We start from the raw sequence: 12,799 nt of genomic DNA on the forward strand, positions 1-12,799 counted from the left end.
ACCGTGCAAAATGTTGATGTCGCCATCGTTGGCGGCGGTATGGTCGGACTGGCGCTGGCCTGTGGTTTACAGGGCAGCGGCCTGCGCGTGGCGGTGCTGGAGCAAAAGCAGCCTCAGCCCGTTGCACCAGATGCTCCGCCGGAACTCCGCGTCTCGGCGATCAATGCCGCCAGCGAGAAATTGCTGACGCACCTTGGCGTCTGGGCAGATATTGTGGCGCAGCGCGCCAGCTGCTATCACGGCATGGAGGTGTGGGATAAAGACAGCTTTGGTCATATTGCTTTTGATGATGAAAGCATGGGCTATAGCCATCTGGGTCATATCATCGAAAACGCGGTGATCCACCACGCGCTGTGGCAGAAAGCGCAGCAGTGCAGCGACGTGACCCTGATTGCGCCTGCGCAGATCCAGCAGGTGGCGTGGGGGGAAAACGAGGCGTTTATCACCCTGCAAAGCGGCGACATGCTGACCGCGCGTCTGGTGGTCGGTGCTGACGGTGCCAACTCCTGGCTGCGCAACAAAGCCGATATCCCGCTGACCTTCTGGGATTACCGCCATCATGCTCTGGTCGCGACGATCCGTACCGAGGAGCCGCACGGCGGCGTGGCGCGGCAGATTTTCCACAACGACGGCATTCTGGCGTTCCTGCCGCTTGCCGATCCGCACCTGTGCTCGATTGTCTGGTCACTGGTGCCGGAAAAAGCGCAGCTGATGCAGGAGGCGACGCCGGATGCCTTTAACCAGGCGCTGTGCGTGGCGTTTGATAACCGCCTGGGCCTGTGCACCCTTGAAAGCGAGCGTCAGGTGTTCCCGTTAACCGGCCGCTACGCGCGTCAGTTTGCCGCGCACCGGCTGGCGCTTGTGGGGGACGCGGCCCATACCATTCATCCGCTGGCCGGGCAGGGCGTTAACCTTGGCTTTATGGACGCGGCGGAGCTGGTTGACGAGCTGCGTCGCCTGCATCGCGAAGGCAAAGATATCGGTCAGCATCTCTACCTGCGTCGCTACGAGCGCAGCCGCAAGCACAGTGCGGCGATGATGCTGGCGGGCATGCAGGGCTTCCGCGAGCTGTTTGCCGGAGCCAATCCGGCGAAAAAACTGCTGCGCGATATCGGACTCAAGCTTGCTGACACCCTCCCGGGTGTTAAACCTCAACTCCTCCGTCAGGCGATGGGTCTTAACGACCTGCCGGACTGGCTACGTTAATTTAGACCCCTGTCACACTTTATTTTCCCGGCCTCTGCGCCGGGGAAATTCCCTCGTTTGAAATATTCTAATTTCACCTCATTTTTCGCATTAGATAATCTAATGTCACGTTTTTGTCGTTACGGAAATTCGGCCCGTTTTTCCGCACGAAATATCACCATGTGCTAAATCCTGTTAGAGCATTGTTAATTTTGTGCGGGTTTAATCGCATTTTTCCAGTGAATAACTCTGTAGGCTTTTCAGCGTTTTTTGGTCATAAGCTAATGTGATGACCCGTTTTGCCTTATGGTTAACCGCCGGTTTCGGTGGTAAGTTCAGGTAAAAGAGAACGTTTGCGTCGGCACTCGGGAACGAGGCCGATACCGGGTTTCACGGTGAATTTTTCAACGAGGACAAGATGGCTCAACAGACTCCTTTGTACGAACAACACGTGTTATGCGGCGCCCGCATGGTGGACTTCCATGGCTGGATGATGCCGCTGCACTACGGCTCGCAGATTGATGAGCACCACGCGGTGCGCACCGATGCCGGTATGTTCGACGTGTCCCACATGACGATTGTCGATCTGCGCGGTAGCCGCACCCGGGAGTTTTTGCGTTATCTGCTGGCAAACGACGTCGCCAAACTGAAGACGCCGGGTAAAGCGCTCTATACCGGCATGCTGAATGCCTCGGGCGGCGTGATTGATGACCTTATCGTTTATTACTTCACTGAAGATTTCTTCCGCCTCGTTGTAAACTCCGCTACCCGCGAAAAAGACCTCTCCTGGATCACCCAACACGCCGAACCTTATGCCATCGACATCACCGTCCGTGACGATCTGTCGCTGATCGCCGTGCAGGGGCCGAACGCGCAGGCGAAAGCCGCGTCTCTGTTTACTGACGAGCAGCGCAAAGCAACCGAAGGCATGAAGCCGTTCTTCGGCGTGCAGGCGGGGGATCTGTTTATCGCCACCACCGGCTACACCGGTGAAGCGGGCTACGAAATTGCCATGCCGAACGAGAAAGCCGCTGATTTCTGGCGCGCGCTGGTGGAAGCGGGCGTGAAGCCTGCGGGTCTGGGCGCGCGCGATACGCTGCGTCTGGAAGCGGGGATGAACCTCTACGGTCAGGAGATGGACGAAGGCGTCTCTCCGCTGGCCGCCAACATGGGCTGGACCATCGCGTGGGAACCGGCTGACCGTGACTTTATTGGCCGTGAAGCGCTGGAGATGCAGCGCGAGAAGGGCACTGAACAGCTGGTGGGTCTGGTGATGACGGAAAAAGGCGTGCTGCGCGGCGAACTGCCGGTGCGCTTCACCGATGCCGACGGCAATCATCGCGAAGGCGTGATCACCAGCGGTACCTTCTCCCCGACGCTGGGCTACAGTATTGCACTGGCACGCGTGCCGGCGGGTATTGGCGAAACGGCGGTGGTGCAAATCCGCAACCGCGAAATGCCGGTCAACGTAACCAAACCGATTTTTGTTCGCGCCGGTAAGCCGGTCGCCTAATCATTTTTATCAGGAGAACTTCAATGAGCAATGTGCCAGCAGAACTGAAATACAGCAAAGAACACGAGTGGCTGCGTAAAGAGGCGGACGGCACTTACACCGTTGGGATCACCGAGCACGCGCAGGAGCTGCTGGGCGACATGGTGTTTGTTGACCTGCCTGACGTGGGCACGACCGTTAGCGCGGGCGACGACTGCGCCGTAGCGGAGTCCGTTAAGGCGGCTTCTGACATTTATGCCCCGGTAAGCGGCGAAATCGTTGCCGTCAACGACGCGCTGAGCGATTCGCCAGAGCTGGTGAACAGCGAGCCTTATGAAGGCGGCTGGATCTTCAAGATCAAAGCCAGCGACGAATCTCAGGTTGCCGCGCTGCTGGATGCGACCGCGTACGAAGCACTACTGGAAGACGAATAACGTTGTGCCGGATGGCGCTGCGCTTATCCGACCTACAGCTCTACGTAGGCCCGGTAAGCGTTAGCGCCACCGGGCAACAGCGTTACAGATAATTACGATTCACTGCACGTTTCAGGAACCATCGCTCATGACACAGACTTTAAGCCAGCTTGAAAACCGTGGCGCCTTCATTGAACGTCACATTGGGCCGGATGCTCAGCAACAGCAGGAGATGCTGAAGACAGTTGGCGCGGATTCATTAAACGCACTGATCGGCCAGATTGTGCCAAAAGACATCCAGCTTGCCACGCCGCCTCAGGCGGGGGAAGCCACTACGGAATTCGCCGCGCTGGCGGAGCTGAAGGCTATCGCAGGCCTGAACAAGCGCTATAAGTCTTACATTGGCATGGGCTACACCAACGTGCAGTTGCCGCCGGTTATCCTGCGCAACATGCTGGAAAACCCGGGCTGGTACACCGCTTACACCCCCTATCAGCCAGAAGTCTCCCAGGGCCGCCTGGAAGCGCTGCTGAACTTCCAGCAGGTGACGCTGGATCTGACCGGTATGGATATCGCCTCCGCCTCGCTGCTGGATGAAGCGACCGCTGCCGCCGAAGCGATGGCGATGGCAAAACGCGTCAGCAAGCTGAAAAATGCCAACCGCTTCTTCGTGGCGGCGGACGTGCATCCTCAGACGCTGGACGTGGTGCGCACCCGTGCGGAAACCTTCGGCTTTGACGTGATCGTCGACGACGCTGACAAAGTGCTGGATCACCAGGACGTCTTCGGCGTGCTGCTGCAGCAGGTAGGTACCACCGGCGAAGTTCACGACTACGGCGCGCTGATTGCCGAGCTGAAATCCCGCAAAGTGGTTGTCAGCGTTGCCGCCGATTTTATGGCGCTGGTGCTGCTGACGGCGCCGGGCAAACAGGGCGCGGATATTGTCTTCGGTTCAGCGCAACGCTTCGGCGTGCCGATGGGCTACGGCGGCCCGCACGCGGCGTTCTTCGGCGCGAAAGATGAATTCAAACGCTCTATGCCTGGCCGTATTATCGGCGTCTCAAAAGATGCTGCCGGTAACACCGCGCTGCGCATGGCGATGCAAACCCGCGAGCAGCATATCCGCCGCGAGAAAGCGAACTCCAACATCTGTACCTCCCAGGTGCTGCTGGCAAACATCGCCAGCCTGTACGCCGTGTTCCACGGCCCGGCTGGCCTGAAGCGCATTGCCAGCCGCATTCACCGTCTGGCCGATATTCTGGCCTGCGGTCTGCAGCAGAAAGGCCTTAAGCTGCGCCACGCTCACTACTTCGACACCCTGTGTGTGGAAGTGGCGGACAAAGCGGCCGTGCTGGCGCGCGCGAACGCGGCAGAGATCAACCTGCGCAGCGACATCCACAACGCCGTTGGCATTACGCTGGATGAAAGCACCACCCGCGACGATATCCTGAACCTGTTCAGCGTGTTGCTGGGTGACGCACACGGTCTGGACATTGATGCGCTCGACAAAGAGGTCGCGCTCGACAGCCGCTCCATTCAGGAAAGCATGCTGCGCAATGACGCGATCCTGACGCATCCGGTCTTTAATCGCTACCACAGCGAAACCGAGATGATGCGCTATATGCACTCTCTGGAGCGCAAGGATCTGGCGCTAAACCAGGCGATGATCCCTCTGGGATCCTGCACCATGAAGCTTAACGCCGCGGCAGAGATGATCCCGATCACCTGGCCTGAATTCTCCGAGCTGCACCCGTTCTGCCCGCCAGAGCAGGCGGAAGGTTATCACATGATGATCAACCAGCTTTCCGACTGGCTGGTGAAGCTGACCGGCTACGACGCGCTCTGCATGCAGCCGAACTCCGGCGCGCAGGGTGAGTACGCGGGCCTGCTGGCGATCCGTCACTACCACGAAAGCCGCAACGAAGGCCACCGCGATATCTGCCTGATCCCAAGCTCCGCCCACGGGACCAACCCGGCCTCTGCCCAGATGGCGGGCATGGAAGTCGTAGTGGTGGCGTGCGATAAGAACGGCAACATCGATCTGGCCGACCTGCGTGCGAAAGCCGAGCAGGCGGGCGATAAGCTCTCCTGTATCATGGTGACCTACCCGTCAACCCACGGCGTGTACGAAGAGACCATCCGCGAAGTGTGCGAAGTGGTACACCAGTTCGGCGGTCAGGTTTACCTCGACGGCGCGAACATGAACGCTCAGGTTGGCATCACCTCTCCGGGCTTTATCGGCGCGGACGTGTCGCACCTGAACCTGCACAAAACCTTCTGCATCCCGCACGGCGGTGGCGGCCCGGGCATGGGTCCTATCGGCGTGAAAGCGCACCTGGCGCCGTTTGTGCCGGGCCACAGCGTGGTGCAGATTGAAGGCATGCTGACCCGTCAGGGCGCGGTCTCAGCGGCACCGTTCGGCAGCGCCTCTATCCTGCCAATCAGCTGGATGTATATCCGCATGATGGGTGCGGAAGGACTCAAGCAAGCGAGCCAGGTGGCGATCCTCAACGCCAACTACATTGCGACTCGCCTGAAGTCCGCCTTCCCGGTGCTCTATACCGGCCGCGACGGTCGCGTGGCGCACGAGTGCATCCTTGATATTCGTCCACTGAAAGAGCAGACCGGCATTAGCGAACTGGATATCGCCAAGCGTCTGATCGACTACGGCTTCCACGCGCCAACCATGTCGTTCCCGGTAGCGGGTACGCTGATGGTGGAGCCAACGGAATCTGAAAGCAAAGCCGAGCTGGACCGCTTTATCGACGCGATGCTGGCCATCCGCATGGAGATCGACCGCGTGCAGGACGGCGAGTGGACGCTGGAAGATAACCCGCTGGTCAACGCACCGCACACCCAGCACGAGCTGGTCGCAGAGTGGAACCACGGTTATTCCCGCGAGCTGGCGGTCTTCCCGGCAGGCGTGGCAAACAAATACTGGCCGACCGTGAAGCGTCTTGATGACGTCTACGGCGACCGTAACCTGTTCTGCTCCTGCGTGCCGATGAGCGAATACCAGTAATATTGCTGATGTAGTAACGTAAGCCGGGTAAGGCGAAGCCGCCACCCGGCTTTTTTATTGGGAGAGGAAAATGGCAATTGCACTGGTCACCGGCGCCAGCCGGGGCATAGGGAAAGCCACCGCGCTGCAGCTGGCACGCGAAGGCTATACCGTGGCGGTGAACTATCACCACAACATTAAGGCCGCGACGGACGTGATCAACCAGATCGTTGAAGCGGGCGGTAAAGCCTTTGTCGTCCGCGCAGATATCAGTGATGAAGCCCAGGTGCTGGCGATGTTTGACAGCCTCGATCGTGAAGGCGAGCCGCTTCGTGCGCTGGTCAATAATGCGGGCATTCTGTTTGAGCAATCGACTATCGAGAATTTGTCCGCCGAGCGCATTAACCGCGTTCTGGCGACCAACGTCACGGGCTACTTCCTCTGCTGCCGTGAGGCGGTAAAGCGCATGTCCTTCAAACATGGCGGCAAGGGTGGGGCGATCGTGAATGTCTCTTCCGCGGCATCGCGTCTGGGCGCGCCGGGTGAATATGTGGATTATGCCGCGTCGAAGGGGGCGGTGGATTCGCTAACCACCGGGCTATCGCTGGAGGTGGCGGCGCAGGGCATTCGCGTCAACTGCGTCCGTCCAGGGCTGATTTATACCGATATCCATGCGTCAGGCGGTGAACCGGGGCGCGTGGATCGCGTGAAATCGTTGCTGCCGATGCAGCGCGGCGGCCAGCCGGAAGAGGTGGCGCAGGCGATTGTCTGGCTGCTGAGCGAGAAGGCGTCGTACGTAACGGGAAGCTTTATTGAGTTAGCGGGCGGGAAGTAAGCGCCGGGTGGCGGCTTCGCCTTACCCGGCCTACGATCCGTGTAGGCCCGGTAAGCGCAGCGCCACCGGGCAAAAAAATTACAGCGCCTCGCCGTTGCTGGCAATCACGCCCTTATACCACTCGAAGCTCTTCTTGCGGGAACGCGACATATCGCCCGTGCCGTCGTCGTGTTTGTTCACGTAAATAAAGCCGTAGCGCTTGCTGTACTGGCCGGTGGTGAACGACACGCAGTCGATGCAGCCCCATGGCGTATAGCCCATCAGATCCACGCCATCGTGGGTGACGGCTTTGATCATCTCTTCCACGTGGGCACGCAGGTAGTCGATGCGATAGTCATCGTTGATGCTGCCGTCTTCTTCCACCTTATCGTAGGCGCCGAACCCGTTTTCCACGATAAACAGCGGCTTCTGATAACGTTCGTACAGTTCGCACAGGGCATAACGCAGGCCTACCGGGTCAATCTGCCAGCCCCAGTCGGACGCCTTCACGTGCGGGTTCGGCACGCTGCCCTCGAAACCGGAGATGGCATCGCCGGTACCACCTTCTGCTTTCACCGCGTTGGTCATGTAGTAGCTGAAACCTAAGTAGTCGCAGGTGCCTTCACGCAGGATCTGCTCGTCGCCTGCCTCCATCTTGATGGAGAAGCCACGGCGCTCCCACTCGTTCAGCACGTAGGACGGGTAGTAACCCCGCAGCTGGACGTCGGTAAAGACATAGCGCTCGCGCATGGATTCCTGGGCGAACATCACGTCTTCCGGTTTGCAGGAGAACGGATAGAGCGCCACCATGGCCAGCATGCAGCCGACTTTCATCTCCGGATTGATGCGGCGCGCGGCTTTCACCGCCAGGGCGCTGGCCACAAACTGGTGGTGCAGGACCTGGTACATGGTCTCTTCCGGATTGTCATGTTCGGTATAGACCACGCCCGAGCAGCAGTAGCCGAACAGCGGCGCGCGCCAGTTACGCTGGTTGTTGATTTCGTTGAAGGTCATCCAGTATTTGACCTTGTTTTTGTAGCGCTCGAAGACCACTTCCGCGAAGCGCACAAAGAAATCGACCACTTTACGGTTGGTCCAGCTACCGTACTCCTGCACCAGGTGCAGCGGCATTTCGAAGTGGGAGAGGGTGATCACCGGTTCGATGTTGTATTTCAGCAGCTCGTCGAACATGTCGTCGTAGAACTTCAGCCCCTCTTCGTTTGGCTGCGTTTCGTCACCGTTCGGGAAGATACGCGTCCAGGCAATAGAGGTGCGGAAACACTTGAAACCCATCTCGGCAAACAGCTTGATATCTTCTTTATAGTGGCCGTGGAAGTCGATGGCTTCATGATTGGGGTAGTATTTCCCCGGAACCACTTCCTGTGTGATTTCGCGAGGCACGCCGTGCGCGCCGCCGGTCAATACGTCGCAAATGCTTGGCCCTTTTCCGCCTTTGTTCCAGCCGCCTTCAACCTGGTGAGCCGCAACCGCGCCGCCCCATAAAAAATCTTTTGGTAAGGTCAATTTTTTCATCGCTGCTATTCTCAATAAATGGCTTATTGGCATCGAGTCTAGCAAAGCGAAATTAAATGTCACGATATAACAATTCACAGTAAATGTGATTTGTCACATCAAAAAAACAAGGTGTTTTATTCTGTGAGTTTCTTCGCCAGTTTACGTCCGAGAGACTCCAGAATATAAATGACGGGAATTTGCGTGGTGATGTCGTAGACGCCTGCAATACGCGTCTGAGGAACATGCCAGGAGAGATTAAAGTCCGCCAGTTTTGCGAGACGCGAGTGCTCGTGGCTGGTAATGGAGAGCACCTTGCAGTGATGCAGGCTGAACTGGCTGGCGAAGCGCAGGATCTCCTCGGTCTCACCCGAGACGGAGAGCACAATCGCCAGCGCATTTTTCGCCATATCGTTGGTGACCGGGAAATAAGGGTCATCAATATGGTTACTGAATTTCCCGATATTAGAAAAGAAACGTGCGCCATATTTTGCCAGCGAACCCGATGTTCCGGCACCGACAAATATAATTCGCTCGGACGATAAAATAATATCTACCGCATTATCCAATAACGCGTCGAACTCTTCATTATTCACGCTTTTAAAAAAGCTGATAATTTCGCTGGCACCGAAGTTCGCCTGCTGGGGCTCGTTCTGTTCAAGATAAAGCTTAAAGCGCACGCGAAACTCCGAGTATCCATCGCAGTTAAGCTTGCGGCAAAAGCGCAGGATAGTGGTGGTTGAGACGCCCGCCGCATCCGCCAGCTCGCGGATGGTCATATACATGACTTTGTCACGATTTTTTATGACATAGTTGTAGACCATCATCTCCAGGTTATTGAGACTGGCAATGGCGGAGTGGGTGAACATACTCACAATGGCATAACTCTCATTCTGATCTCATCGTCACATCATAACATGCACCCAGACGCCAGGATCCATTTTTATGCTCTTGATTCATAATGATTAAATTTTTATGTGAACAATTGTTAGGTGAAAGATTTCTTTATGTCTCTGATTTTTAGTTATAAATTTTGAAATGAATTTTTTTTAGCTAACAGGTGTTCACTGGAATCATTCTCAGTTAGCATAGTTGTGCGATGAATAATCATCTTTTGTTTTCCCGGAGTTTTGTATGGTGAGCAGACCATTAATCGCGCAGGGATATTCGCTGGCTGAGGAAGTAGCCAACAGCATCAGCCACGGCATTGGCCTGGTGTTTGGGATTGTCGGTTTAGTGTTATTGCTGGTGCAGGCGGTGGACGCCAATGCCAGCGCGATGGCCATTACCAGCTACAGCCTGTATGGCGGGAGCATGATCCTGCTGTTCCTGGCGTCGACGCTGTACCACGCCATCCCGCATCAGCGGGCCAAGACGTGGCTTAAGAAATTTGACCACTGCGCTATCTATCTTCTAATTGCAGGTACTTATACGCCGTTTCTGCTGGTGGGGCTCAACTCACCGCTGTCGCGTGGCCTGATGATTGTTATCTGGAGCCTGGCACTGCTGGGGATCCTGTTTAAGCTGACCATAGCGCACCGGTTTAAGGTGCTGTCACTGGTCACCTATCTGACCATGGGCTGGCTGTCGCTGATTGTGGTGTATCAACTCGCAGTCAAACTGTCGGTAGGAGGGGTAACGCTTCTGGCATTAGGCGGCGTGGTGTATTCGCTCGGCGTGATTTTCTACGTCTGCAAGCGCATCCCGTACAACCATGCCATCTGGCACGGCTTTGTGCTGGGCGGCAGCGTGTGCCACTTTTTGGCGATTTATTTGTATGTGGGGCAGGTGTAGTTTTTTGTCGGGTGGCGGCTTCGCCTTGCCCGACCTACGGGATAAGTAGGCCCGGTAAGCGCAGCGCCACCGGGCGATACGGCATCACTCTTCCAGAGAGTACGGCAGCGGCTCAATACTCAACGTATTCGCATCGTCACGCACGCGGAACACGCTGTCGGCTTCCATGTCGTTATTCATGACGGCTTGAACCAAAAGACGTCCATCATCCAGCTGTACGGCGGCTAACACGGTGCCGGTGCGGCGCCAGTTATCACCCATCTTCAGCTCTAAGTCCTCACCCGCTTCAGGTACACGGCTGGCATGGCCTGCCAGCGTCCACAGCCCACGTTTGTTTGCGCCGCGGAATTTTGCACGCGCCACCATCTCCTGGCCGGTGTAACAGCCCTTTTTAAAGCTGATCCCCCCCAGCGCCTGCAGGTTGGTCGCCTGAGGAATAAACTGCGCGCTGTTTGCGGCGTCAATCACCGGCAGACCCGCTTCGATGTTCAACGCCAGCCACTGCTGACTGTTGTTGAGCTGCGCTTCGCCGCGCAGCGCGTCGGTCACGCGTTCGGCGGTTGCCGCATCCGTGACTAACAGGAAACGCTCCGCCGGGTGTTCAAACCACAGGATGGAGGTCGCGCTTTCGCTGACCACCTGCTTTTCTGCATCCGGCAGTTCGCTGAAGAGATTTTTCAGCGCCGCACGCGCCTGGAAACCGGCCACACCCAGCAGGACATGTTCGTCATCCGGGGTGATAGTGACTTTGGAAAAGACCGCGTACTTTTTCAGCTCTTTGAGCTGGGCCTCTTGCAGGCTGCGGCGCTCAATAAAGGCAAAGCCGTCCTGACGGCGGAAGATGCGCAGATTGCTCCACATTTTGCCTTTTGGGTCGCAGTGCGCGGCCAGCAGGTGCTGGTGTTCGGTCATCAGGCTGACGTCGGCGGTCACCTGGCCCTGCAGGTATTTTTCGGCGTCGGCACCGGTGAGCGTTGCCAGCGCCCAGTCATCAAGAGAAATAAGCGTCAGCGGCAGACGCGCAGAGGCGGCGGGCTGGCGAGGAGAAAATGGTGTAAATGCCATAACGATATCCTGAATTGCTTAACGCTTTGATAATGCCTAATGGTAAAAGAGCCTGCAGGCAATGCAAGCGCTTTCAACAGACCATTTGTGCCATAAACCGGTTATGCGTAGCGCTACGCAAAATAATGTAATCCGCTGTCTTTGTAGGGATTATTCTGGAAGCCTGCTCGGCGATCGCAATATTCCAGTAATGAAACGGTCAAAAACACGTTACACTAGCTGGTGTCCCCGTAGAGAAATAAAGAACACTGAACGGGGTACCGACTGTGCCAAACGTAATGCAGGAAACTGAACATGGATATTAACAACAAGGCCCGTATTCACTGGGCGTGCCGTCGCGGCATGCGTGAACTTGATATTTCCATCATGCCTTTCTTCGAATATGAGTATGACAGCTTAAGCGATGACGATAAGCGTCTGTTTGTTCGCCTGCTTGAGTCTGACGATCCGGATTTGTTCAACTGGCTGATGAACCACGGCAAACCCGCCGACACCGAGTTGCAACGGATGGTGCAATTAATTCAAACACGGAATCGGGAACGTGGTCCTGTGGCAATCTGATCTTCGCGTCTCGTGGCGCTCGCAGTGGATGTCTTTATTGCTCCACGGCCTGGTTGCGGCCTTTGTGTTACTGATGCCGTGGCCGCTGAGCTATACGCCGCTGTGGCTGCTGTTACTGTCGTTTGTCGTTTTTGACAGCGTACGCAGCCAGCGTCGCATTAATGCCCGTCAGGGAGAGATTAAATTACTGATGGATTCCCGCCTGCGCTGGCAGGGAAAAGAGTGGGAGATTCTCGGTATGCCCTGGATGCTTAACTCCGGCATGATGTTGCGGTTACGCAAGGTGGACGGTGGGCGTTGCCAGCATCTGTGGCTGGCGGCTGACAGTATGGATGCTGCCGAGTGGCGGGACCTGCGCCGGATGCTGTTGCAGCAGACGACGCAGGAGTAACGCGCGTTAGCTAAACTTTTCTGCCATTTCGCCCAGAATCTGCTCGCACCAGCTTTGCAGGCGCTCATCGCTGAGATCGTACTGATTGGTTTCATCCAGCGCGAGCCCAACAAACAGCTCGCCGTCGGCAATAATCGGTTTTTTACTGGTGAACTCGTAACCTTCGGTTGGCCAGTAGCCGATAAACGACACCCCTTTCGGCGCCAGTTTGTCATGCAGCATGCCGAGCGCGTCCAGGAACCACTCCCCGTAACCCAGCTGATCCCCCATGCCGTACATGGCAATGATTTTGCCGTCGAGGTTGAGCGTATCAAGCTGGTCCCAGATAGCTTCCCAGTCTTCCTGTATCTCGCCGAAATCCCATGTCGGGATGCCGAGGATCAGCACGTCATACTGCTCCATCAGGGTTAGCGCGTCATCTTTCAGGTTATGCAACGTCACCAGTTCCGGGCCAATGATGTCGCGAATTTTCTCTGCCGCCATTTCGGTGTAGCAGGTGCTGGAACCATAGAACAGACCAATATTCATCGCGTAACTATCTCAATTCTTGCGTTGACTTTGCGCGTAGTGT

At 56.6% G+C, this 12,799-nt stretch carries 12 protein-coding genes; 8 read left to right on the forward strand and 4 right to left on the reverse strand.

The window, feature by feature from the left end; genetic code table 11:
* Window positions 1-3: 3 nt before the first annotated feature.
* The 5 genes from ubiI to N037_RS10285 all read left to right on the forward strand — a co-directional run bounded on the left by ubiI (window position 4) and on the right by N037_RS10285 (window position 6,926).
* Window positions 4-1,206, forward strand: a complete 1,203-nt coding sequence (gene ubiI, locus N037_RS10265; RefSeq protein ID WP_032640694.1) for an FAD-dependent 2-octaprenylphenol hydroxylase — start codon at window positions 4-6, stop codon at window positions 1,204-1,206.
* 397 nt (window positions 1,207-1,603) lie between these two features.
* The gene (gene gcvT, locus N037_RS10270) at window positions 1,604-2,698 is read left to right on the forward strand and encodes a glycine cleavage system aminomethyltransferase GcvT (RefSeq protein WP_032640695.1); all 1,095 of its coding nucleotides are present in this window, start codon (window positions 1,604-1,606) and stop codon (window positions 2,696-2,698) included.
* A gap of 23 nt (window positions 2,699-2,721) precedes the next feature.
* Entirely contained in the window at window positions 2,722-3,111 is a 390-nt protein-coding gene (gene gcvH, locus N037_RS10275; RefSeq protein WP_008499718.1) for a glycine cleavage system protein GcvH, read from the forward strand.
* 127 nt (window positions 3,112-3,238) lie between these two features.
* Window positions 3,239-6,112, forward strand: a complete 2,874-nt coding sequence (gene gcvP / locus N037_RS10280; protein WP_032640697.1) for an aminomethyl-transferring glycine dehydrogenase — start codon at window positions 3,239-3,241, stop codon at window positions 6,110-6,112.
* 70 nt (window positions 6,113-6,182) lie between these two features.
* On the forward strand, window positions 6,183-6,926 hold the full coding sequence (locus N037_RS10285; protein ID WP_032640699.1) for an SDR family oxidoreductase: 744 nt from the start codon (window positions 6,183-6,185) through the stop codon (window positions 6,924-6,926).
* Between the two features lie 78 nt (window positions 6,927-7,004).
* Here the strand turns inward: N037_RS10285 and bglA are convergent, their stop codons facing one another.
* Window positions 7,005-8,438, reverse strand: a complete 1,434-nt coding sequence (gene bglA / locus N037_RS10290; protein WP_023333309.1) for a 6-phospho-beta-glucosidase BglA — start codon at window positions 8,436-8,438, stop codon at window positions 7,005-7,007.
* 116 nt (window positions 8,439-8,554) lie between these two features.
* On the reverse strand, window positions 8,555-9,286 hold the full coding sequence (locus tag N037_RS10295; RefSeq protein WP_023333308.1) for a MurR/RpiR family transcriptional regulator: 732 nt from the start codon (window positions 9,284-9,286) through the stop codon (window positions 8,555-8,557).
* A gap of 265 nt (window positions 9,287-9,551) precedes the next feature.
* Here N037_RS10295 and trhA point away from each other — a divergent pair, with 265 nt between their 5' ends.
* Window positions 9,552-10,211: a PAQR family membrane homeostasis protein TrhA gene (trhA, locus tag N037_RS10300; protein WP_023333307.1), complete on the forward strand. Its 660-nt coding sequence runs from the start codon at window positions 9,552-9,554 to the stop codon at window positions 10,209-10,211.
* 84 nt (window positions 10,212-10,295) lie between these two features.
* Here trhA and ygfZ read toward each other — a convergent pair whose 3' ends face one another.
* The gene (gene ygfZ, locus N037_RS10305; RefSeq protein ID WP_032640701.1) at window positions 10,296-11,276 is read right to left on the reverse strand and encodes a tRNA-modifying protein YgfZ; all 981 of its coding nucleotides are present in this window, start codon (window positions 11,274-11,276) and stop codon (window positions 10,296-10,298) included.
* A gap of 294 nt (window positions 11,277-11,570) precedes the next feature.
* On the opposite strand from ygfZ, the gene sdhE reads away from it, so the two are divergent.
* Window positions 11,571-11,837 (forward strand): FAD assembly factor SdhE, encoded by a 267-nt coding sequence (gene sdhE / locus N037_RS10310; RefSeq protein WP_010435322.1) that lies wholly within the window; start codon window positions 11,571-11,573, stop codon window positions 11,835-11,837.
* On the forward strand, window positions 11,818-12,228 hold the full coding sequence (locus N037_RS10315; protein ID WP_023333305.1) for a protein YgfX: 411 nt from the start codon (window positions 11,818-11,820) through the stop codon (window positions 12,226-12,228). Before sdhE ends, N037_RS10315 begins: the two co-directional genes overlap by 20 nt.
* 6 nt (window positions 12,229-12,234) lie before the next feature.
* Here the strand turns inward: N037_RS10315 and fldB are convergent, their stop codons facing one another.
* Window positions 12,235-12,756, reverse strand: coding sequence for a flavodoxin FldB (gene fldB / locus N037_RS10320; protein WP_023333304.1), 522 nt, complete (start codon window positions 12,754-12,756; stop codon window positions 12,235-12,237).
* Window positions 12,757-12,799: the final 43 nt, after the last annotated feature.

Source organism: Enterobacter sp. EGD-HP1, assembly GCF_000733275.2.
Lineage (GTDB): Bacteria > Pseudomonadota > Gammaproteobacteria > Enterobacterales > Enterobacteriaceae > Enterobacter.